The 20,150-nt window shown below is 72.5% G+C and carries 21 protein-coding genes and 1 pseudogene; 12 read left to right on the plus strand and 10 right to left on the minus strand.

Going from position 1 to position 20,150, the window contains the following annotated elements; genetic code table 11:
• Positions 1 to 35: 35 nt before the first annotated feature.
• On the plus strand, positions 36 to 830 hold the full coding sequence (locus tag OG392_RS11160; RefSeq protein WP_329278125.1) for a site-2 protease family protein: 795 nt from the start codon (positions 36 to 38) through the stop codon (positions 828 to 830).
• A gap of 72 nt (positions 831 to 902) precedes the next feature.
• On the opposite strand, the gene OG392_RS11165 is transcribed toward OG392_RS11160, so the two are convergent.
• Positions 903 to 1,088, minus strand: coding sequence for a hypothetical protein (locus tag OG392_RS11165; protein ID WP_329278127.1), 186 nt, complete (start codon positions 1,086 to 1,088; stop codon positions 903 to 905).
• A 101-nt stretch (positions 1,089 to 1,189) separates the two neighbouring features.
• Positions 1,190 to 1,903 (minus strand): NADPH-dependent F420 reductase, encoded by a 714-nt coding sequence (gene npdG, locus OG392_RS11170; RefSeq protein WP_329278129.1) that lies wholly within the window; start codon positions 1,901 to 1,903, stop codon positions 1,190 to 1,192.
• A gap of 106 nt (positions 1,904 to 2,009) precedes the next feature.
• On the opposite strand from npdG, the gene OG392_RS11175 reads away from it, so the two are divergent.
• Positions 2,010 to 2,612, plus strand: a complete 603-nt coding sequence (locus OG392_RS11175; RefSeq protein ID WP_329278131.1) for a hypothetical protein — start codon at positions 2,010 to 2,012, stop codon at positions 2,610 to 2,612.
• Between the two features lie 75 nt (positions 2,613 to 2,687).
• A complete protein-coding gene (locus OG392_RS11180) occupies positions 2,688 to 4,022 on the plus strand; it encodes an MFS transporter (RefSeq protein ID WP_329278133.1) in 1,335 nt (444 codons plus the stop codon).
• Positions 4,023 to 4,075: 53 nt separating this feature from the next.
• Here the strand turns inward: OG392_RS11180 and OG392_RS11185 are convergent, their stop codons facing one another.
• On the minus strand, positions 4,076 to 4,315 hold the full coding sequence (locus OG392_RS11185) for a hypothetical protein (RefSeq protein ID WP_329278135.1): 240 nt from the start codon (positions 4,313 to 4,315) through the stop codon (positions 4,076 to 4,078).
• Positions 4,316 to 4,376: 61 nt separating this feature from the next.
• Between OG392_RS11185 and map the strand changes: the two genes are divergently transcribed.
• A complete protein-coding gene (map, locus tag OG392_RS11190; RefSeq protein ID WP_329278137.1) occupies positions 4,377 to 5,234 on the plus strand; it encodes a type I methionyl aminopeptidase in 858 nt (285 codons plus the stop codon).
• 115 nt (positions 5,235 to 5,349) lie between these two features.
• Entirely contained in the window at positions 5,350 to 6,000 is a 651-nt protein-coding gene (locus OG392_RS11195) for a biliverdin-producing heme oxygenase (RefSeq protein WP_329278139.1), read from the plus strand.
• A gap of 21 nt (positions 6,001 to 6,021) precedes the next feature.
• On the opposite strand, the gene OG392_RS11200 is transcribed toward OG392_RS11195, so the two are convergent.
• Complete coding sequence (locus OG392_RS11200; protein WP_329278141.1) at positions 6,022 to 6,702, minus strand: PhzF family phenazine biosynthesis protein; 681 nt, start codon at positions 6,700 to 6,702, stop codon at positions 6,022 to 6,024.
• Between the two features lie 68 nt (positions 6,703 to 6,770).
• Here OG392_RS11200 and OG392_RS11205 point away from each other — a divergent pair.
• The 5 genes and pseudogenes from OG392_RS11205 to OG392_RS11225 form a co-directional block, all read left to right on the plus strand.
• Positions 6,771 to 7,097, plus strand: a pseudogene (locus OG392_RS11205) (ATP-binding cassette domain-containing protein); the annotation flags it as partial.
• Between the two features lie 166 nt (positions 7,098 to 7,263).
• Positions 7,264 to 8,418: an iron uptake system protein EfeO gene (gene efeO / locus OG392_RS11210; RefSeq protein ID WP_329278143.1), complete on the plus strand. Its 1,155-nt coding sequence runs from the start codon at positions 7,264 to 7,266 to the stop codon at positions 8,416 to 8,418.
• A 28-nt stretch (positions 8,419 to 8,446) separates the two neighbouring features.
• Positions 8,447 to 9,733, plus strand: a complete 1,287-nt coding sequence (gene efeB / locus OG392_RS11215) for an iron uptake transporter deferrochelatase/peroxidase subunit (RefSeq protein WP_329278145.1) — start codon at positions 8,447 to 8,449, stop codon at positions 9,731 to 9,733.
• Positions 9,734 to 9,763: 30 nt separating this feature from the next.
• Complete coding sequence (gene efeU / locus OG392_RS11220; protein WP_329278147.1) at positions 9,764 to 10,645, plus strand: iron uptake transporter permease EfeU; 882 nt, start codon at positions 9,764 to 9,766, stop codon at positions 10,643 to 10,645.
• Positions 10,602 to 11,666, plus strand: a complete 1,065-nt coding sequence (locus OG392_RS11225; protein ID WP_329278150.1) for a hypothetical protein — start codon at positions 10,602 to 10,604, stop codon at positions 11,664 to 11,666. The genes efeU and OG392_RS11225 overlap by 44 nt, the downstream gene beginning before the upstream one ends.
• A 30-nt stretch (positions 11,667 to 11,696) precedes the next feature.
• Here the strand turns inward: OG392_RS11225 and OG392_RS11230 are convergent, their stop codons facing one another.
• The gene (locus OG392_RS11230) at positions 11,697 to 12,476 is read right to left on the minus strand and encodes a bifunctional DNA primase/polymerase (protein ID WP_329278152.1); all 780 of its coding nucleotides are present in this window, start codon (positions 12,474 to 12,476) and stop codon (positions 11,697 to 11,699) included.
• 115 nt (positions 12,477 to 12,591) lie between these two features.
• Positions 12,592 to 13,212, minus strand: coding sequence for a TetR/AcrR family transcriptional regulator (locus OG392_RS11235; RefSeq protein WP_329278154.1), 621 nt, complete (start codon positions 13,210 to 13,212; stop codon positions 12,592 to 12,594).
• 171 nt (positions 13,213 to 13,383) lie between these two features.
• Between OG392_RS11235 and ddaH the strand changes: the two genes are divergently transcribed.
• Positions 13,384 to 14,214: a dimethylargininase gene (gene ddaH / locus OG392_RS11240; RefSeq protein ID WP_443054749.1), complete on the plus strand. Its 831-nt coding sequence runs from the start codon at positions 13,384 to 13,386 to the stop codon at positions 14,212 to 14,214.
• Positions 14,215 to 14,341: 127 nt separating this feature from the next.
• Here ddaH and OG392_RS11245 read toward each other — a convergent pair whose 3' ends face one another.
• From OG392_RS11245 to OG392_RS11255, 3 genes are all read right to left on the minus strand, one after another.
• Positions 14,342 to 15,340 (minus strand): small ribosomal subunit Rsm22 family protein, encoded by a 999-nt coding sequence (locus OG392_RS11245; protein ID WP_329278156.1) that lies wholly within the window; start codon positions 15,338 to 15,340, stop codon positions 14,342 to 14,344.
• A 123-nt stretch (positions 15,341 to 15,463) separates the two neighbouring features.
• Positions 15,464 to 15,931, minus strand: coding sequence for a hemerythrin domain-containing protein (locus tag OG392_RS11250; protein ID WP_329278158.1), 468 nt, complete (start codon positions 15,929 to 15,931; stop codon positions 15,464 to 15,466).
• A gap of 73 nt (positions 15,932 to 16,004) precedes the next feature.
• The gene (locus OG392_RS11255) at positions 16,005 to 17,294 is read right to left on the minus strand and encodes a Bcr/CflA family multidrug efflux MFS transporter (protein ID WP_329278160.1); all 1,290 of its coding nucleotides are present in this window, start codon (positions 17,292 to 17,294) and stop codon (positions 16,005 to 16,007) included.
• A gap of 101 nt (positions 17,295 to 17,395) precedes the next feature.
• Here OG392_RS11255 and OG392_RS11260 point away from each other — a divergent pair, with 101 nt between their 5' ends.
• A complete protein-coding gene (locus tag OG392_RS11260; RefSeq protein ID WP_329278162.1) occupies positions 17,396 to 18,400 on the plus strand; it encodes a Gfo/Idh/MocA family protein in 1,005 nt (334 codons plus the stop codon).
• 31 nt (positions 18,401 to 18,431) lie between these two features.
• Here the strand turns inward: OG392_RS11260 and OG392_RS11265 are convergent, their stop codons facing one another.
• The gene (locus OG392_RS11265; RefSeq protein ID WP_329278164.1) at positions 18,432 to 20,072 is read right to left on the minus strand and encodes an alkaline phosphatase D family protein; all 1,641 of its coding nucleotides are present in this window, start codon (positions 20,070 to 20,072) and stop codon (positions 18,432 to 18,434) included.
• Positions 20,073 to 20,150: the final 78 nt, after the last annotated feature.

The raw sequence follows: 20,150 nt of genomic DNA on the forward strand, positions 1-20,150 counted from the left end.
CACGACGCCACCTCCGTCCCCTGGGAGCTCCCGCGATGACCACGGCCACCACCCGGCGCCACGAGCGGCGGATCAGCCCCGTCTTCCTGGCGATCCTCGCCGTCATGGCCGTCACGGGCTGGGCGGTGTGGACGGACTTCGCCGCCCTGCCCGGTCTGGCGATCTTCCTCTTCGTGACCTCGGCGTGGGTGGTGTCGCTCTGTCTCCACGAGTACGCGCACGCGCGGACGGCCCTGCACGGCGGTGACATCACGGTCGGCGCCAAGGGCTATCTGACGCTGAACCCGCTGGCGTACACCCACGCCGTCCTCAGCGTCGTCCTGCCGGTGCTGTTCGTGATCATGGGCGGGATCGGTCTGCCGGGCGGCGCGGTCTTCATCGAGCAGGGCCGGATCAAGGGCCGCTGGAAGCACAGCCTGATCTCGGCGGCGGGCCCGCTGGCGAACGTGCTGTTCGCGCTCGTCTGCACGGCCCCGTTCTGGCTGGACGCGCTCGACGGCGTCCCGCTCCCGTTCCGGTTCGCGCTGGCCTTCCTGGCGTTCCTCCAGGTGACCGCGGCGCTCCTGAACCTGCTGCCGGTGCCGGGTCTCGACGGGTACGGGATCGTCGAGCCCTGGCTGTCGTACAAGGTGAAACGGCAGATCGAGCCGTACGCGCCGTACGGCTTCTTCATCGTGATCGCGCTGCTGTTCGTGCCGGCGGTCAACGACGGCTTCTTCGACGCGATCGACGCGCTGATGCGCTCGCTGGGGGTGCCCGAGCTGTCCCGCTACTGCGGCTCGCAGCTCTTCCGGTTCTGGCAGGACTCGCCGGAGTTCTGCCAGGTCTGAGGCCGGGGCCGGTCGCGGGTGCCGGTCGCGCGGGCCGAGGCAGTCGCGGGGGCGGGGCCGGTCGCCTGGGTCCTAGGCCCCGGCGCTCGCGGCCTTCTCGACCTTCGCGCGGCGGATGTAGTACCAGGCCATGTTGGAGGACAGACCGGCGATCAGGACCCAGACGACGCCGAGGAAGCTGCCCTCGACGAAGGAGACGACGGCCGCTGCGACGGCCAGGGCGCAGACCACGAGGGCGAAGAGGGCGAGGCGGGGCATGGGGGTCGGCTCCTGTCCGGGTACGGCTGCTGTGCCCGTCCAGTGTCCCCCATGCCCTCCCCGCGTCCAGGACCGGCTCGGGCATCCTGCCCGGAAGCGGCTCAGATGTCGGTGACGCGCAGACCGGCGTGGGCCTTGTAGCGGCGGTTGACCGAGATCAGGTTGGCGACGAGGGACTCGACCTGGTGGGCGTTGCGCAGCCGGCCGGCGAAGACACCGCGCATGCCGGGGATGCGGCCGGCGAGGGCCTGGACGATCTCGACGTCGGCGCGCTCCTCGCCGAGGACCATCACGTCCGTGTCGATCTCCTCCAGGGAGGCGTCCTGGAGGAGGACGGCGGAGAGGTGGTGGAAGGCGGCGGCGACGCGGGAGTCCGGGAGGAGCGCGGCGGCCTGCTCGGCGGCGGAGCCCTCCTCGGGCTTGAGCGCGTAGGCGCCCTTCTTGTCGAATCCGAGCGGGTTGACGCAGTCCACGACGAGCTTGCCCACGAGCTCCTCGCGCAGGGACTCCAGGGTCTTGGCGTGCCCGTCCCACGGCACGGCGACGATCACGATGTCGCTGCGGCGGGCGCAGTCGGCGTTGTCGGCGCCCTCGACGCCGTGGCCGATCTCACCCGCGGCCTCCTGGGCGCGGTCGGCGGCGCGGGAGCCGATGATCACCTTCTGTCCGGCCTTGGCGAGCCGGTAGGCGAGGCCGCGGCCCTGGTCGCCGGTGCCGCCGAGGACGCCGACGACGAGGCCGGAGACGTCGGGGAGGTCCCACGGGTCCTTGGGGGCGGCCTTGGCGGCCGGGGTGCTGGGAGTCGAGGAAGTCATGGACCCGACATTACCGAGCGGTCGGCCCGCCGGCGCGGGTCCCGTCCGGGTGGAACCATGGCAACGGGCCACGCGGGAACGTGCGCCTGGGGCAGGATGCGGGGCCATGGATGCCGTACGGGTCGCGTTGCTGCGGGAAGTGCTCGCCGGGACGGAGTGGCCGCGGGCGGCCCGCCGGTTCGCGGGCGCGCTCCGGTCCTCTGTCGTCCCGCACCGGGGCGGGCTGCTCCTGGTCGGCACGGAGGAGTACGAGCCCTGGCACCTGGCGGCGCACCTGGTCGACGAGTCGGCCTGGTCGGGCATCCCCGAGCTGACGCCGACGCTGGTGCGGCACCGGGTGCGGCCGGGGGATCCGGCGCATCTGGCGGTGGGGCTCGGTCGTCTGGAGGTGGCGGGTCGCGGGGCGACGCTGCTGATGGTGGCGCCGGAGCGGCCGGACGCGGGACTGCTGCAGCGGGTGCACGACGCCCGGCGGGCGGGGGCGACGGTGCTGTCGCTCGGCGGGGGCGACGAGGAGGTGCGCGGGCTGGCGCACGAGACGCTCACGGTGGCGGAGGGGGCGGAGGTCGACCTGGACACGGTGCAGCATCTGGTGAGCGCGGCGGCCGGTGAGAACAGCCTGCCGTCACCGCGGGGGAACCGCCGTTTCCGTGACCGCCTCTCGGACCTCGCGGACCGGCTGACGGCACCGCCGCCGGCGCGCTGGTAGGAGCGGGGCGCAGCCAGGAGGGGAGACGGGAAAACCGTTTGCCTCGTCCGGTTCGTCACCGGAGCATGGCCTTTCGTGTCTCCTGCCTTCGCGAAGCTCTCCGCGCTCCTGCCCGATCTGGCGCCGTGGCGCGCGTCCCGGGACTTCCGGCTGCTCTGGGTGCAGGGGCTCGTCACGTACTTCAGCAGCGCCATGGCGATGATCGCCCTGCCGCTGCAGATCAAGGAGCTCACGGGCTCGCCGCTCGCCGTCGGCGCGATGGGCGCGGTCGAGCTGGTGCCGCTGGTGGTCTTCGGCCTGTACGGCGGGGCGCTCGCCGACGCGGTCGACCGGCGGAAGGTGATCCTCCTGACCGAGGCGGGCCTCGGCCTGCTCGCCGTGGTCCTGCTGGTCAACGCGCTGCTTCCGACCCCGGTGCTCTGGCCGCTGTACGTGGTCGCGGCGGGCGTCTCGGCGCTCGCCGGCCTCCAGCGGCCGGCCCTGGACTCCCTCCTGGCGCGGATCGTGCCGCACGAGCACCAGACCGCGGCGGCCGCTCTGAACTCGCTGCGCTGGCAGATGGGCTCGATCGCGGGCCCGGCGCTCGCGGGCCTGGTCGTGGCGTACGCGGGTCACGCACCGGCGTACGGGGTGACGATCGTCGGTTTCGCCGTATCGGTGCTGCTGTGCCGTCGGCTCTCCCCCGCGCCGCCCGCCCACGACGCGGAGAAGCCCTCGCTGCGGGGCATCGCGGAGGGCGCGCGGTACGCCTGGTCGAGGCCGGTGCTGCTCGGCACGTACGCGGTCGACCTCGCGGCGATGTTCTTCGCCTTCCCGAACACGATCTTCCCGTTCCTCGCGGACGAGCTGGACGCGGACTGGTCGCTCGGCCTGATGTACGCGGCGGGTTCGGTCGGCTCGCTGGTGCTGGGGCTGACCAGCGGCTGGACGTCGAAGGTGCGCCGGCACGGCCTGCTCGTGGTCGCGGGCGCCGCCGGCTGGGGCCTCGCGATCACGGCGGCGGGCTGGTTCGGGAACATCTGGCTGGTCCTGCTCTGTCTGGCCTTCGCCGGCGCCGGCGACATGCTGAGCGGCCTGGGCCGGGCGACGATCTGGAACCAGACGATCCCGGAGGAGCTGCGCGGCAGGCTGGCGGGCATCGAGGTGCTCTCGTACAGCGTGGGCCCGCAGCTGGGCCAGGTCAGGGCGGGCGCGATGGCGGGCTGGACCGGCACGCGGTCGGCCGTCTGGACGGGCGGCGTGGCCTGCGTCGCCTCGGTGGGCCTGCTGTGTCTCGCGCTGCCGAAGCTCCTCACGTACGACTCCGAGACCGACGAGGACTCGCTGCGCCGCAAGGCCCAGCAGGAGGCGGCACAGCGGGCGTCGGCACAGCGGGAGTCGGCACAGCGGGAGGCGGCCGGGGCCGTGTGAGCGGCCCCGGCCGGGCCCCCGTGGCCAGGGCCTGTCCGAGGGTCGGACAGGCCCTAGTCCGGCGGCTCCTGCGCCTCCGGCTTCCCCGTCTTGTCGTGCCAGCGCGGGTCGGTCTCCCACTCCAGGTTCCGCTCGCGGGCGGTCTCCATCGCGTGGGCGGCCTCCTCGCGCGTGGCGTACGGGCCGAAGCGGTTCTTCGCCGGGCAGTCGGGGCCCTCTTCGACCTTCTTGTGCTCCAGGCAGTAGTACCACTCGCCCGGTTTGCCCACCGTGCGCTTCTTGAACAAAGCCATCGTCGTCGGCTCCTTCCTCCGAGACCATGCTGCCCCAGAGCCGGTCGTTAGACTCGCTGGTATGTCTGGCCAGTCGCTTCTCGTCCCGGGGGAGCTCTCCCCCCATCGTTCCGTTCCGGGCTCCATCCGCCGCCCCGAGTACGTCGGGAAGCCCGCCCCGACCCCGTACACCGGGCCCGAGGTACAGGACTCCGACACCGTCGAGCGGATGCGGATCGCCGGCCGCATCGCCGCGCAGGCGATGGAGGAGGCCGCCAAGCACATCGCCCCGGGTGTCACCACCGACGAGCTCGACCGGGTCGCGCACGAGTTCATGTGCGACCACGGCGCGTACCCGTCCACCCTCGGCTACCGCGGCTTCCCGAAGTCGCTGTGCGCCTCGGTCAACGAGGTCATCTGTCACGGCATCCCGGACTCCACCGTCCTGCGGGACGGCGACATCGTGAACCTCGACGTCACGGCGTACATCGACGGCGTCCACGGGGACAACAACGCCACCTACCTCTGCGGCGACGTCGACGAGGAGTCGCGGCTGCTCGTGGAGCGGACCCGGGAGTCCCTGAACCGGGCCATCAAGGCGGTCAAGCCGGGCCGCCAGATCAACATCATCGGCCGGGTCATCGAGTCGTACGCCAAGCGCTTCGGCTACGGCGTCGTCCGTGACTTCACCGGGCACGGCATCAACTCGTCCTTCCACTCCGGCCTGATCGTCCCGCACTACGACTCGCCCCACCACACCACCGAGATCAAGACCGGCATGACCTTCACCATCGAGCCGATGCTGACGCTCGGCACCCACGACTACGACATGTGGGACGACGGCTGGACGGTCGTGACCAAGGACCGGAAGCGGACGGCCCAGTTCGAGCACACGCTCGTCGTGACGGAGACAGGGGCGGAGATCCTGACGTTGCCCTAGCCGTCCGACTGGGTAGGTCTTTTGCCGACAGGACGTCGGGAACCAGTTGACTTAGGTAAGCCTAACTCGGCAGGATCGTCACTGGTTCCCGTCCCATCGGTCCCGGAGGCACGCCTTGGACACGCCCTTCTCCACGCTCATCCGTACCGCCTCGCACGAGCAGCACACGGAAGCGGAGACGTCGTCCTTCATGGGCGACCTCCTGGGCGGACGCCTGGCCGTCGACGCCTACGCGCGCTACACCGAGCAGCTCTGGTTCGTGTACCGCGCCCTCGAGGACGGCGCGGAGGCCCTGCGCTCGGACCCCGTCGCCGGGCCCTTCATACAGCCCGAACTGTTCCGCACGGCCGCCCTGGAGCAGGACCTCGCCCATCTGCGGGGCCCCGACTGGCGCGCCGGGGTCTCCCCGCTGCCCGCCACCGTCGCGTACGCCGAGCGGGTCGCCGAGTGCGCCCGCGACTGGCCCGCGGGGTACGTGGCCCACCACTACACGCGCTACCTGGGCGACCTGTCGGGCGGCCAGATCATCCGCGACAAGGCGGAGCGCACCTGGGGCTTCACGCGCAAGGGCGACGGCGTCCGCTTCTACGTGTTCGACACGATCGCCAACCCGGCCGCGTTCAAGCGGGCCTACCGGGAGCTGCTCGACGGGGTGAACGCCGACGACCTGGAGAAGCAGCGGATCGTCGACGAGTGCAAGCGCGCCTTCGCCTTCAACAGCGCGGTCTTCCACCAGCTGGGCGGGGAGTTCCCGCTCAGCGCGTGAGCCTCCGGGACCTTCCCGCGCTCAGCGCGTGAGGGTCCCCTCCAGGCGGACCCGTCCGCCGAGTTCCACGATGCCGTCAGGGCCGGGGGCAGTGAGCAGCTGCGAACCCCGGCCCTGCGTGATGTTCAGGGCCCGTCCCAGCTCCGCCGTGAGCAGCAGGGCCGCCGCGCCGGTCGCCTCGTCCTCGTCGATGCCGTCGCCCCGGCCCGGGAAGGCGCGCGCCCTGATCCGGCCGGCCGCCTCCTCCTCCCAGGCCCAGGCGTAGATCCACTCGCCCGGCTCGGGCACGTCGAGGGCATCCACCTCGGCGGCGGAGCCGTACGGGCGCAGGGTCCGCGGCGGCGCCCACTCGGCGCGCGCCTCGATCCAGGTGAACTCCCCGTCGCCGCGCACCCAGACCTCGCCCGCGGGCGGGACGACGACCTCCAGGTCGAGCAGCCAGGCGGCGCCGACCAGCGGGTGTCCGGCGAAGGGCAGCCGCAGGCCGGGCGTGTAGATGTCGACGATCCCGCGCTCCGGGTCGTCCACGAACACGGTCTCGCTGAACCCGAGTTCCTTGGCGAGCGCCTGCCGTGAGGCCTCGTCGGGGTGGGTACTGGCGTCCCTCACGACTCCCAGGGCGTTTCCGTGCCGGCCGTCGGCCGCGCAGAAGACCCGGAGGACGTCGATGTCGGTGGCGGTGCTGGGCACGGTCGTGTTCATGGCGGAAATTGAACCACTCACGGGGAGACGACAGGGCCGCACCCGGAGATGTCGGGTGCGGCCCTGCCTGGTGGGGGGCGGAAGAGGCGGCGGTCGCCGAGGCGATGGCGGCCACCGAGGTCGGGGCCTTCGCCGGGCGCCCGTTCTCCGCGCTGTCGGGCGGTGAGCGGGCCCGGGTCGCGCTGGCCCGGGTCCTCGCGCAGCGGACCGGCCTGCTGCTGCTCGACGAACCGACGGCCGCCCTCGACCTGCGCCATCAGGAACTGCTCCTGCGGGTCTGCCGGCAGCCGGTGGAGGTGTTCCCGCATCCCCGGACCGGCGTCCCGCTCGTCGCACCGAAGCGGACCGACATCGTCCACGGGGAACGGGAAATCGGGACGATTCACCCTCCTTGACCTTCTCTTGACCTTCGCTTGAGAACCCCGTGAAGCCCCTGTGATCCCGTCGTGTCCGATGCGACGGACCTGAGAGCTGAATCACTGGACGGCCGGGTATGGCTGAGGTAAGCCTCGGTTAAGTTAGGTCCGCCTCAGTCCCCGTACCCGCGTTTCTGGAGTTCCCATGCGAGCCGTTCGCCTCTCCGTCGTCACCGCCGCAGCGACCGCTGCGGCCCTGGCCGCCGTCACGGGCTGCACCGAGAAGAGCGACGCGAAGGCGGACGACGGCACGATCACCGTGGTCGCCAAGGACGACTCCTGCGAGGTCTCGAAGAAGGAGTTCCCCGCGGGCCATGTGCAGCTGTCGGTGGAGAACCGCGGCTCCAAGGTCACCGAGGTGTACGTCCTCTACCCGGACGACCGGATCGTGACCGAGCGCGAGAACATCGGCCCCGGCACCAAGGCGAGCCTGACCGCCGAGATCAAGGCCGGCGAGTACGCCATCGCCTGCAAGCCCGGCATGGTCGGCGACGGCATCCGCCAGGAGGTCAAGGCCACCGGCGGCGCGGCCGGCGTCAAGCGCTCCCCCGAGATGGACGCGGCGGTCGCCGCCTACCGCCAGTACGTCCAGGCACAGGCCGACGCGACCCTGCCCAAGGTGAAGGTCTTCACCGACGCCGTCCGCGCCGGTGACGTCGAGGCCGCCAAGAAGGCCTACGCCGAGTCCCGCATCGGCTGGGAGCGCACCGAGCCGGTCGCCGAGTCCTTCGGCGACATCGACCCCAAGGTCGACGTCCGCGAGGACGGCCTGGAGGCCGGCCAGGACCCGGCGAAGGACTGGACCGGCTGGCACCGCCTGGAGAAGGCGCTCTGGCAGGACAAGAAGATCGGCGACCGCGAGAAGGAGCTCGCCGGCCTTCTCGACAAGGACCTCGCCGACTGGGTCAAGCGCGTCGGCAAGGCCGAGATCACCCCGACCTCCATGGCCAACGGCGCCAAGGAACTCCTGGACGAGGTCGCCACCGGAAAGGTCACCGGCGAGGAGGAGCGCTACTCCCGCACCGACCTCGTCGACTTCAAGGCCAACGTCGAGGGCGCGCAGAAGTCCTTCGAGCTGCTCAAGCCGGTCGCCACGAAGAACGACCCGAAGCTCGTCGCCGACCTCGAGAAGCGGTTCGCCGCCCTGAACACGCTCCTCGACAAGTACCGCACCGACAAGAACAGCTACGTCTTCACCTCCTACGACAAGGTCGGCAAGCCCGAGCGCAAGGAGCTCTCCGACGGCGTCAACGCGCTGGCCGAGCCGCTCTCCAAGCTCTCCGCCGCCGTCACCAAGTAGCGAGCGGGCAGAGACGGGAGACGCGGACATGTCCGAGAACACCCAGGAGACCCGGGAGCCGGTGCCGACGGCAAGGGCCGCCGCGCCCTCCCGCCGTACGGTCATCGCCGCGGGCGGTGCCGGGCTCGCGCTCGGTGCCGTCGCGGCGGGCGGCGGCGCCGCCCTGCTGGCCCGGGACGGGGACACCCCCGTACCGGTCGCCGACAGCGGAGCGGCCGTTCCCTTCCACGGCCCGCACCAGGCCGGTATCGCCACCGCCGTCCAGGACCGGCTGCACTTCGCGGCCTTCGACGTGACGACGACCGACCGCGCCGAGCTGGTCCAGCTCCTCAAGGACTGGACCCGGGCGGCCGAGCGCATGACGGCCGGCGCCGAGGTCGGCGACGGCGCCTACGGCGGCCTCCCGGAGGCCCCGCCGGACGACACCGGCGAGGCCCTCGGCCTCAAGCCCTCCCGGCTCACCCTCACCATCGGCTTCGGCCCCACGCTGTTCGACGGGCGCTTCGGGCTGAAGGACAAGCAGCCCGGGGCCCTGGTGGAGCTGCCCAAGTTCCCGGGCGACAACCTGGATCCGGCCCGCAGCGGCGGCGACCTCTGCGTCCAGGCGTGCGCGGACGACCCGCAGGTCGCCGTGCACGCCATCCGGAACCTGGCGCGGATCGGCTTCGGCAAGGTCGCGGTGCGCTGGTCCCAGCTGGGCTTCGGCAAGACGTCCTCGACCACGCCGGACGCCCAGACGCCCCGCAACCTCTTCGGCTTCAAGGACGGCACCCGCAACATCGCCGGCACCGAGACCGACCGGCTCGCCAAGCACGTCTGGGTCTCCGGCAAGGACGCCGAGGGGCCGGCCGCCTGGATGGACGGCGGCTCCTACCTCGTCGCCCGCCGCATCCGGATGAACGTCGAGACCTGGGACCGCACCCCGCTCTCCGAGCAGGAGGACATCTTCGGCCGCGACAAGCGCGAGGGCGCGCCCGTCGGCAAGGCCAAGGAGCACGACGAGCCGTTCCTCAAGGCGATGAAGCCGGAATCCCACGTCCGGCTCGCCCACCCCGACACCAACGCCGGGGCGACCATCCTGCGCCGCGGCTACTCCTTCACCGACGGCACCGACGGCCTCGGCCGCCTGGAGGCCGGGCTGTTCTTCCTGGCGTACCAGAAGGACGTCCGGACCGGCTTCATCCCGGTCCAGACCTCCCTGTCGCGGGCCGACGCCCTCAACGAGTACATCCAGCACGTGGGTTCCGCGCTGTTCGCGATCCCGCCGGGCGTCCGAGACAAGGGCGACTGGTGGGGCCGGGCGCTGTTCTCGTGACACTCCACGCAACCCCGGGAGGGAACCCGCGTGTTCGGTAACTATCTGATCGGCCTGCGCGAGGGCCTCGAAGCCAGCCTCGTCGTCTGCATCCTCATCGCCTATCTGGTGAAGACCGGCCGGCGGGACGCGCTGAAGCCGATCTGGATCGGCATCGGCGTGGCCGTCGGTGTGGCCCTGGCCTTCGGCGCCGGGCTCGAGTTCGGCTCCCAGGAGCTGACCTTCGAGGCGCAGGAACTGCTCGGCGGCTCGCTCTCGATCGTCGCGGTCGTCCTGGTGACCTGGATGGTCTTCTGGATGCGGCGCACCGCCCGGCACCTCAAGGCCGAGCTGCACGGCAAGCTGGACGCGGCCCTGCGGATGGGCACGGGCGCGCTGGTCGCCACCGCCTTCCTGGCCGTGGGCCGCGAGGGCCTGGAGACGGCGCTGTTCGTGTGGGCCTCGGTCCGGGCCTCCTCGGACGGCACGTCCGCCCCGCTGGTCGGTGTCCTCCTCGGACTGGCCACGGCGGTGCTCCTCGGCTGGCTGTTCTACCGGGGCGCGCTGAGGATCAACCTGGCCACGTTCTTCACCTGGACCGGCGGAATGCTGGTCGTGGTCGCGGCGGGCGTCCTCGCGTACGGCGTGCACGACCTCCAGGAGGCCCGCTTCCTCGACGGCCTCGCCGACAAGGCCTTCGACGTCTCGGCGACGATCCCGCCGGACAGCTGGTACGGCACGCTCCTCAAGGGCGTGTTCAACTTCCAGCCGAACCCGACGGTCCTTCAGGTCACGGTGTGGGCGCTGTATCTGGTCCCGACGCTCGCGCTGTTCCTGGCCCCGATAGGGTCGGGTCCGTCCGTGCGGGTGAAGAAGCAGAAGGCGACCGATGAGAAGGCTGACGCTGAGGCGAGCGCCGAGACCACCGCTTGAGCGGCTGTCGGCAGGACGGTCCACGCGACCCACGAGAGCCGGGCGCCCCGCGCGCCGCGTACGTCTCCTCGCGGCGACGGCGGCCGCGACCGTCCTCGCCCTGACGGCGAGCGGCTGCGTCACCGTGCACGGTGAGCTCGCCCTGATGCCGCCGGCCACCGAGGCCGAGGCCGCGCAGGCCCTCGCGGACTTCACCGCCGCCTACAACAGGGCAGACAAGGCCCACGACCCGGCGCTGGACGCGGGCCGGGTCACCGGTCCGCTCGGCGAGATCAACCAGGCAGGTCTGCGCGCGCGGGCGGTGACGTCCCCCGGCGGCAACCCGAACCACCGCCCCCTCGAACTGTCGGACGCGCGCTTCGTGCTGCCCAGGAAGGCGGGCTGGCCGCGCTGGTTCCTCGCGGACACCGACCCCGACAAGAACGCCGGCGACCAGCGCTGGCTCCTCGTCTTCGTACGCAACGGGCCCCAGCAGCTGTGGGAGGTCGCCCACCTGGTGATCCTCGGCCGGTCCGACATGCCCGAGTTCGCCGAGGAGGACGGGTACGCGGTGCCGGTCGCCGCGGACACCGACACGCTCGCGGTCGCCCCGGCGGACCTCGGCAAGGAGTACGTCGCGTACCTGCAGGACGGGCAGCCGGGACCGTACGCGGCGGGGCCGCACACGACGGATCTGCGGGAGCAGCGGCAGAAGGGCGCCAAGCGCCCGGGGCTCGCCACCCAGTACCTGGACCGGGTCGCGGACCAGGGCGACTTCGCGCCGCTCGGGCTGCGGACGAAGGACGGCGGCGCGTTCGTCTTCTTCGCGACGCGGTTCTTCGAGCGGCAGACGGCGGCGCCGGGCTACCGGCCCAAGGTCGACCCCGACATCAAGGCGCTGCTGACCGGCGAGGTCAAGAACACGGTCACCAAGGAGTGGGTGTCCAACCAGGCGGTCCTGGTGAAGCCGGCGGGCACCGACCGCGACGGGATCACGATCAAGGCCCGGCTCCAGGGTGTGGTGGGCGCGCAGGGCTCGTAGCGCCCCGGTCGGCGGGTCGGAGTCGGCGGGTCAGCGGGTCAGCGGCCAGGCGATCTCGTGGGCCGTGTGCTCGCCGTCGCTCTCCGCCTCACGCGCGGCCGCGTGGCGGGCGCAGACGTCCTGGAGGGTCTCCAGGAGGTTCAGCGGGTCGGGCAGCGGATGCTCGGGGCCGCGGAGCCAGGCGACGACCGGATGGGCGCTCTCGTCCCCGGGGAGCCGGGCGGGCGGTACGAGGACGTAGCTGCCGCGGCAGTGCCAGCGGAGCCCCGGGTGCTCGTCCATGGTCTCGGGGTGGCAGTCGAGCTCACACGGCCACCACTCGTCCTCGTCCTCGGGGGTGCCGCGGGTGGCGGTGAAGAAGAGCATCCGCCCGCCGACCGTGTCGACCTCGGCGGACTCGGCGACCGGTCCGACCTCGACGCCCTCGGCGAGGAGGCGCTCCAGGGCGGCGCGGCCGGCTGCGAGGGGCACGTCGAGGACGTCGTGGACCATGCCGGTGGCGGTGATGAAGTTCGCCTCGGGCTCGTTGCGGGCCCAGCGCTCGATCTGGGCGCGGTCGGTGGTCGACTGCGTCTGCCAGGCGAAGGAGACCGGGTGCCGGGCCGGGGTGGGACAGCCGATCCGCTCACAGGAACAGCTGTAGCCGACGGGGTACGCGGCGGGGGCGAGGGGCAGCCCGGCGGCGGCGACGGCCAGGAGCAGCTTCTCGCGGTCGTTCTCGTCGTCGGCCGCGGTGCGTTTCGGGCGCCTGCGCAGCCACTGTGCGAGTTTGCTCTCCGGGCCGCGGTAGCGGCCGATCCCGTCGCCCATCTATCCCCTCACACCTCGTGCTCGCCCGTTCGGCTCTGCCCATGGTCCCACCATCCTGCGCCCTGGGTGACCGGAGTGCGGAACCGGGGTGTGGAACCGGTGTGCGACGACCGTTTCAGGACCTCGGCGCGAGGCCCCGGAGGGCGAGGTCGACGAGGCTGTCGGCGTACGCGTGGGTGAGCGGCAGCGTGCGGTGGAGCCAGCGGTGGTGGAGCGGTCCGACGAGGAGTTCGAGGGCGATCCGGGGGTCGACGCCGGGGTCCACGTCCCCGGCCGTCTGGGCCGCCTCGATGCGGCGGGCGTAGTACTGGAGCTGCGGTTCGAGGAGCGCCTCGGTGAAGCGGGCGCCGAGCTCGGGGTCGACGATGCCCTCGGCGGCCAGAGCGCGGGTGGGGGCGTCGAAGGCGGGGTCGTTCATCTCGTCGACGGTGGCGCGCAGGACGTACCTGAGGTCGGCGGCGAGGTCGCCGGTGTCGGGGATCTCACTCGTGGCGTCCCCGCCCAGGGCCTCGTTGGCGCGGGCCGCCAGGTCCAGGAAGGCGTCGAGGAGGACGGCCGCCTTGGAGGGCCACCAGCGGTAGATGGTCTGCTTGCCGACCCCGGCGCGGGCGGCGATGCCCTCGATGGTGGTCCTCGCGTAGCCGGTCTCGGAGACGAGGGCGAGGGCGGCGTCGAAGATGGCGCGGCGGGAGCGCTCGCTGCGGCGGGAGGCGTCGGGGGCCTTGGTGTCGGACATGGGCCCAATCTAGCAGCGTACGAGACGCTACGTCTCGCCAGTCGTGGCCAGGGCCGAACCACCCGAACGGTCCACAGCGCGGCGGGCCCGGAAGGCGGACCATGGGGTCACCGATCCGGCGGATCCCCACCCCGCCGGTGCCTCTGACCACCCGTCCGTGAGGAGCCCTCATTGCGCACCACTCCGCGCGCGTCCTCGCCCCGCCGTTACCTGATGTGCCCACCCACGCACTTCACGGTGACGTACTCCATCAACCCCTGGATGGACCCCACGAAACCGGTCGACCTGCCGCTGGCCCTCACCCAGTGGGAGGACCTGCGCGACCGCTACCTCGCCCTCGGCCACACGGTCGAGCTGCTCGTCCCCGACCCGGCGCTGCCGGACATGGTCTTCGCGGCGAACGGCGCCACCGTCGTCGACGGCCGGGTCCTCGGAGCGAGGTTCGCCCACGCGGAGCGCACGGCCGAGGCCGCGGCGCACCTGGCCTGGTTCCGGGGAAACGGCTGGGCGGCCGAGGACGTACGGGACCCCGAGCACATCAACGAGGGCGAGGGGGACTTCGCCGTCACCGCCTCCTGGATCCTCGCCGGCCGCGGCTTCCGCTCCAGCCCGCTCTCGCACGACGAGGCGCAGGAGTTCTTCGGCCGCCCGGTGATCGGCCTCGAACTGGTGGACCCGCGGTACTACCACCTGGACACGGCCCTGTCCGTGCTGGACGACGCGGGCGACGAGGTCATGTACTACCCGGACGCCTTCTCTCCTGGCAGTCGCGCGGTGCTCGCCCGGCTCTTCCCCGACGCCCTGATCGCGACGGCCGAGGACGCGGCGGCCCTCGGTCTGAACGCGGTCAGCGACGGCCGGAACGTCCTCCTCCCGCAGGCGGCGGTGGGTCTCTTCGAGCCGCTGCGGCAGCGGGGGTTCGAGCCGGTCGGCATGGACCTCGGCGAACTCCTCAAGGGCGGTGGCAGCGTGAAGTGCTGCACCCAGGAGCTGCGGTCCTAGCCGGCCGGACGGCTCCGCGAGAAACGCCCCTCCCGGTCCGCGGACACACGGCCGGGAGGGGCACCTGCTCGGGCGCTCGCGGCGGGAGGCGTGCCTCCTCCGGCGCTCGCGGCGGGCGTCCGCGGGGTCAGGAGCGGCCCGCGCCGTCCGCGTCCTCCGGCGGCCAGGAGTCGCCCCACTCCGCGTCGCGGGCCTTCTTGTAGAGCGGGCCGTGGCGCTTGGTGACCGTCTCGCGGGCCAGGCCGTCCGGGCCGCACAGGTCGAGCTGGACCAGACCCTTGCGGATCTGCGGCCTGCGGGTGATGCGGGAGGCCGCCGGCACCGGGGGGATCCGGGTCGCCGCCACGTAGCTGAACTTCTCGTCCTCGTACGGCAGCGAGCCGCCCTTCACCTTCCGGTGCAGCGAGGAACGGCTGACCCGGGCCGAGAAGTGGCACCAGTCCGTGCCCGGCTCGATCGGACAGGCCCCGCTGTGCGGGCAGGGCGCGGCGACCGTGAAACCGGCCTCGATCAGCAGGGTGCGGGCCGCGATGATCCGCTCGTAGCCGTCGGGGGTGCCGGGCTCGACGATCACGACCATCCGCGCGGCACGCGCCGCCTCGGCCACGAGTGCGGCCCGGTCGGCCCCGGTCAGCTCCTTGAGCACGTACGAGACGGTGACGAGGTCCGTGTCGGCGAGCCGCAGCGCGCCGCCGATCCTGGCCGTGCGCCACTCGGCGTCCAGGGCGCCCGCGGCGAGCTCACGCCCGAGGGCGAGGGCCGGCTCGGCCCAGTCCAGGACGGTGGTGCGGGGCGGCTGCTCCTCCCAGGCCTCGGCGACGGCCCAGGCGGCCGCGCCCGTACCGCCGCCGACGTCGGTGTGGGTACGCGGCTCCCAGTCGGGCACCGCCGCGCGCAGGGCGCCGAGGGCGCTCCGTACCGCCTCGAAGGTCGCCGGCATCCGGTACGCGGCGTACGCGGCGACATCGGAGCGGTCGCGCAGCACGGGGGCGTCCGTCGGGGTGGTCCCCCGGTAGCTGGCGATCAGCCGGTCGACGGCCTGGGCGGCCTGCTTGGGCGGAAGCCCGTCGAGGAGGCCGGCGAGGGCGGCGCGCAGGGAGTCGGCGGAGGGAGCGGAGGCGTTCACCGAGACAGTCTAGGCGGCAGGACCGGTGGCCTCGGCGGGCCACGCGCCTCCCGTACGGCACCGCGGGGCGCGGCACGGGAAGCCCGGAGGGCGGCACCTCGCGGTAGGCCGGGCGCCTTCGGGTCAGCCCGGCAGCGGGTCCCGGGAGTGGACCGTCCGCCAGGCGTCGATGGACCGGTCCCACTGCTCACCCGTGAGTTCGGTCAGGGAGGCCGGGAAGAGGCCGTCCTCCTCCTTGGCGATGTGCGCGTGGAGCTCGTCGACGGCGCGGACGAAGGCCGCGCGCTCCTCGGCCGAGTCGAGGTCGAGTCCGTCCAGGAAGGCGGCGAGCTCCCGGTGCTCCAGGGCGAGGGCGTCGACGTAGGCCGTGTACTCCTCGTTCTCCCGCATGACCGCGAACAGCCCCCGCTCCTCCCCCGCCCAGTGGGCCCGGAGTTCGACGGCCATCCGCGCGGCCAGGGTCCGCGCGCGGTCCCGGTCGCCGCCGTCGAGCGCGCGCACGGCGTCCCCGGCGAGGTCGGTGACCGACTCGTGCTCGGCGATGAACTCCTTGATCAGCGGGATCTCGCGGCACCCGCAGTAGTGGCACATCCCCGGCCCTCCCGTCCGTCCGGGAGATCGTGACACCGCCGGGCGCGGAACGACCGGCGGCGCACCGGCGGAGCTAGACCCCGGGGGCGGCCTTGGCCTTCTGCCACGGGCGGCACAGGCCCAGGAAGCAGGCCAGGGCCAGGACGGCGCAGGTCAGCTGGACGACCGCCATCGGGACGGCGGTGTGCTCACCGGCGATGCCGACGAGCGGGGAGGCGACGGCGCCGACGAGGAACGACGTGGTGCCGAGCAGCGCGGACGCGGAGCCGGCGGCGTGCGGGGTGCGCATCAGGGCCTGGGCGTTGGTGTTGGGCATGGCGAGGCCCATCGCGGACATCAGGACGAAGAGTCCGGCCGCGACCGGTACGAGCCCGACCTTCCCGAAGACGCCGCTGGTCATGAGGAGCAGCGCGAGGGAGGAGACGAGGATGGTCCCGAGGCCCCACCCGAGCGCCTTGTCGAGGCTGACGCGGCCGATGAGCAGCTTGCCGTTGATCTGGCCGACGGCGACGAGGCCGATCGAGTTGAGGCCGAAGAGCAGGCTGAAGGTCTGCGGCGAGGCCCCGTAGATCTCCTGGACGACGAACGGCGAGGCGGAGATGTACGCGAAGAGGGCGGCGAAGGCGAGGCCGCCGGTCAGCATGTACCCGGTGAAGACGCGGTCGGTGAGCAGCCCCTTCATGGTGCGCAGGGCCTGGCCGACCCCGCCCTCGTGCCGACGCTCGGGCGGCAGCGTCTCGGCGAGGAAGCGCCAGACGACGAGGGTGAGGAGGATGCCGATGACGGTGAGGACGTAGAAGACGCCCCGCCAGTCGGTGATCCGCAGGATCTGGCCGCCGATGAGCGGCGCGATGATCGGGGCGACGCCGGAGATCAGCATCAGGGTGGAGAAGAACCGGGCCATCTCCACGCCGTCGTACAGGTCGCGGACGACCGCGCGGGCGATGACGATGCCGGCGGCGCCGGCGAGGCCCTGGAGCAGCCGGAAGCCGATGAGCAGCTCGGCGGTGGGGGCGAGGGCGCAGACGGCGGTGGCGAGGACGTACACGATCATGCCGATGAGCAGCGGGCGGCGGCGGCCCCACTTGTCGCTCATGGGGCCGACGACGAGCTGGCCGAGGGCCATGCCGGCGAGGCAGGCGGTGAGGGTGAGCTGGACGGTGGCGGCGGGGGCGTGGAGCGCGCCGGTGACCTCGGGCAGGGCCGGGAGGTACATGTCCATGGAGAGCGGGGGCAGCGCGGTGAGCCCGCCGAGGACGAGGGTGACGAGCAGCCCGGTGCGCCGGGCGGTCGCGTTGCCTGTCGACGCGGGGGCTCTTTCGGTTATGTGCCCTTGTGTTGTTTTCTGGCCGCTCTCCGGCATCGACCGCTCCATTTCGTTGAATTCTTGCCTATGCTCTCAGCTCGACCGGCATGGTCGAGACCTCTGCGGGACCAGTGGGACAGATGGGGATGGGTGGGGACATGGGTGAGACGGTGCGCTGGGGAATCCTGGCGACGGGCGGCATAGCGGAGCGGTTCACCACGGACCTGCTCACGCTCGACGGCGCGGAGGTCGTCGCGGTGGCGTCCCGCACGGAGGCGTCCGCGAAGGCCTTCGCGGACCGGTTCGGCATCCCGCGCGCGTACGGCGAGTGGGCCGGGCTGTTCGCCGACGCGGACGTCGACGTGGTGTACGTGGCGACCCCGCACCACGCGCACCGGGAGGCGGCCGGTCGCGCCCTGGAGGCGGGCAAGGCGGTGCTCTGCGAAAAGGCTCTCACGCTCAACGCCCGCGAGGCAGAGGAACTCGTCACCCTGTCCCGGGACCGTGGCCTCTTCCTGATGGAGGCCATGTGGATGTACTGCAATCCGCTGATCCGGCGCCTCACGGAACTGGTCCGCGGCGGGGCGATCGGCGAGATCCGGACCGTACAGGCGGACTTCGGGCTCGCGGGTCCGTTCCCGGCGGACCACCGGCTGCGGGACCCCGCGGTGGGCGGCGGGGCGCTGCTCGACCTCGGCGTGTACCCGGTGTCGTTCGCGCAGCTGCTCCTCGGTGAGCCGGACACGGTCCAGGCGCACGCGCTGCTCTCCCCGGAGGGCGTCGACCTGAACACCGGCATGCTGCTCGGCTGGTCGGACTCCGGGGCCTCGGCACTCCTGTCCTGCTCGCTCGACGCGGACACCCCGCTGACCGCCTCGGTGACGGGCTCGCTGGGCCGGATCGACCTCCCGCGCGGGTTCTTCTTCCCGGAACGCTTCACCCTGCACCGCAACGGCCACGAGCCGGAGGAGTTCACGTCGTCGGACGACCCCCACCCCCTCCGGCACGAGGCCGCCGAGGTCATGCGCTGCCTGCGGGCGGGCGAGACGGAGTCCCCGCTCGTCCCCCTCGGCGGCTCGCTCGCGGTGATGCGGACACTCGACGCGGTACGGGACCGCATCGGCGTCCGCTACCCCCAGGAAGCGGCGGTCGCCCGGGCCTGAGGCCCGGGTCACGCCGTACCGAGGCCGGGGTTCACGCGGGCTTGAGGCCCGGGTCGCCCGCCTCCGTGACGAAGGAGCCGGCCGTGGCGACGGGAGCGCCCGGGGTCGTCACGTACGGCACCGTACGGAAGTCGGCCCGGGCGGACTCCTCACCGAGCGCGACCGTCACATAGCCGCGCCGCCCGTTGAAGAACCGCAGGTGCGGGTTGGCCTGCATGAGCTTGTCGTAGTTCGACGGACGGTCGGCGCCGTCCTTGCCGCTGCTGATCGAGGTGGCGACGATCTCGGTGCCGACGGTCCGCGAGGCCGGATCGCGGAAGTCGGCCTTGATGTCGAGTCCGTAGCCGACGTGGACGTCCCCGGTGAGCACCATCAGGTTCTCCACCCCGGCGGTCGCCGCCCCCGCGAGGATCCGCTGCCGGGACGCCGGGTAGCCGTCCCAGGAGTCCATGGAGAGCTTGAAGTCGGCGGTGGCACGGTCGCGGCGCTCGGCGAGGACGACCTGCTGCGGCAGGACGTTCCAGCGGGAGCGGGAGCAGCGCCAGCCGTCGAGCAGCCACCGCTCCTGCGTGGCGCCGGTCATCGTCCGCGCCGGGTTCTCGGACTCCGGTCCCGGGACCTGCCAGCCGTCGCCGTACGCCTGGTCGGAGCGGTACTGGCGGGTGTCGAGGATGTCGAACTGGGCGAGCCGGCCGAAGCGCAGCCGGCGGTAGAGCCGCATGTCGGCCCCCTGGGGCCGCTGGGGCGTGCGGAGCGGCTGGTGCTCCCAGTAGGCGCGGTAGGCGGCGGCGCGGCGGAGCAGGAACTCCTCCGGCGGGACGTCGTTCTCGGGTGTGCCGCCCGCGTAGTTGTTCTCGGTCTCGTGGTCGTCCCAGGTGACGACGAAGGGGTGGGCGGCGTGGGCGGCTCGCAGGTCGGGGTCCGACTTGTAGAGCCCGTACCGGAGCCGGTAGTCGTCCAGGGTGAGCGTCTCGCGGTTGAAGACGGCCGGAAGGGTCCGGTCCGTGTAGGCGCGGGCGCCGCCGGTGGCGTTGACGGCGTACTCGTAGAGGTAGTCGCCGAGGTGGAAGACGACGTCGACGTCCTCCTGCGCGAGGTGGCGGTAGGCCGTGAAGTACCCGTCGTGGTACGCCTGGCAGGAGACGGCGGCCAGCTTCAGACCGGCGTTGCGGGCCCAGGGTGCGGGCGCTGTCCTCGTACGGCCGACGGGGCTGGTCCAGGCGCCGACGCGGAAGCGGTAGAAGAACTCCCGGTCGGCGTCGAGGTGCTCGACCTCGACGTGCACCGTGTGCGAGAACTCCGGGTGCGCGGTGGCCCGGCCGCGGCGGACGGTCCGGGTGAAGCGCTCGTCCCGGGCGAGTTCCCAGTGGACGGACACCCGCTCGGCGGGCAGTCCGCCGCCGGGCTCGAAGGGGCGGGGCGCGAGCCGGGTCCAGAGCAGGACCGAGCCGGGCAGCGGGTCGCCGGACGCCACGCCGAGGGTGAACGGGTCCTCCGCCATACGGCGCCCGTCGAACTCCGCCGCGGCCGCGGAACCGGCGGCCGGCAGCTGGGTGGCGAAGGCGAGCGCGGCGGCGGCCCCGGTGACGGTGAGAAACCGGCGGCGTCCCAAGTGGCGTGCGGCGGCGCGGAGTTCCTCGGAATGCTCGTGAACGTCGTGTACGCGGTTCATGTGCCCCTCCCCAGACGGATGCTGTCCGTCCGCCATTCGAGGGGGGCGGGACGACCTCACGTTGTCGGGTACAGAACA

The organism is Streptomyces sp. NBC_00691 (assembly GCF_036226665.1).
Taxonomy (GTDB): Bacteria; Actinomycetota; Actinomycetes; order Streptomycetales; family Streptomycetaceae; genus Streptomyces.

What these genes read in the sequence shown, in the direction of transcription:
- OG392_RS11165 (WP_329278127.1), bottom strand. Translation starts at nt 1,088, where the DNA reads ATGCCCCGCCTCGCCCTCTTCGCCCTCGTGGTCTGCGCCCTGGCCGTC.
- OG392_RS11175 (WP_329278131.1), top strand. Translation starts at nt 2,010, where the DNA reads ATGGATGCCGTACGGGTCGCGTTGCTGCGGGAAGTGCTCGCCGGGACG.
- OG392_RS11200 (WP_329278141.1), bottom strand. Translation starts at nt 6,702, where the DNA reads ATGAACACGACCGTGCCCAGCACCGCCACCGACATCGACGTCCTCCGG.
- OG392_RS11225 (WP_329278150.1), top strand. Translation starts at nt 10,602, where the DNA reads ATGAGAAGGCTGACGCTGAGGCGAGCGCCGAGACCACCGCTTGAGCGG.
- OG392_RS11235 (WP_329278154.1), bottom strand. Translation starts at nt 13,212, where the DNA reads ATGTCCGACACCAAGGCCCCCGACGCCTCCCGCCGCAGCGAGCGCTCC.
- OG392_RS11265 (WP_329278164.1), bottom strand. Translation starts at nt 20,072, where the DNA reads ATGAACCGCGTACACGACGTTCACGAGCATTCCGAGGAACTCCGCGCC.
- OG392_RS11230 (WP_329278152.1), bottom strand. Translation starts at nt 12,476, where the DNA reads ATGGGCGACGGGATCGGCCGCTACCGCGGCCCGGAGAGCAAACTCGCA.
- OG392_RS11260 (WP_329278162.1), top strand. Translation starts at nt 17,396, where the DNA reads ATGGGTGAGACGGTGCGCTGGGGAATCCTGGCGACGGGCGGCATAGCG.
- efeO (WP_329278143.1), top strand. Translation starts at nt 7,264, where the DNA reads ATGCGAGCCGTTCGCCTCTCCGTCGTCACCGCCGCAGCGACCGCTGCG.
- OG392_RS11185 (WP_329278135.1), bottom strand. Translation starts at nt 4,315, where the DNA reads ATGGCTTTGTTCAAGAAGCGCACGGTGGGCAAACCGGGCGAGTGGTAC.
- map (WP_329278137.1), top strand. Translation starts at nt 4,377, where the DNA reads ATGTCTGGCCAGTCGCTTCTCGTCCCGGGGGAGCTCTCCCCCCATCGT.
- OG392_RS11160 (WP_329278125.1), top strand. Translation starts at nt 36, where the DNA reads ATGACCACGGCCACCACCCGGCGCCACGAGCGGCGGATCAGCCCCGTC.
- efeB (WP_329278145.1), top strand. Translation starts at nt 8,447, where the DNA reads ATGTCCGAGAACACCCAGGAGACCCGGGAGCCGGTGCCGACGGCAAGG.
- OG392_RS11250 (WP_329278158.1), bottom strand. Translation starts at nt 15,931, where the DNA reads ATGTGCCACTACTGCGGGTGCCGCGAGATCCCGCTGATCAAGGAGTTC.
- npdG (WP_329278129.1), bottom strand. Translation starts at nt 1,903, where the DNA reads ATGACTTCCTCGACTCCCAGCACCCCGGCCGCCAAGGCCGCCCCCAAG.
- OG392_RS11255 (WP_329278160.1), bottom strand. Translation starts at nt 17,294, where the DNA reads ATGCCGGAGAGCGGCCAGAAAACAACACAAGGGCACATAACCGAAAGA.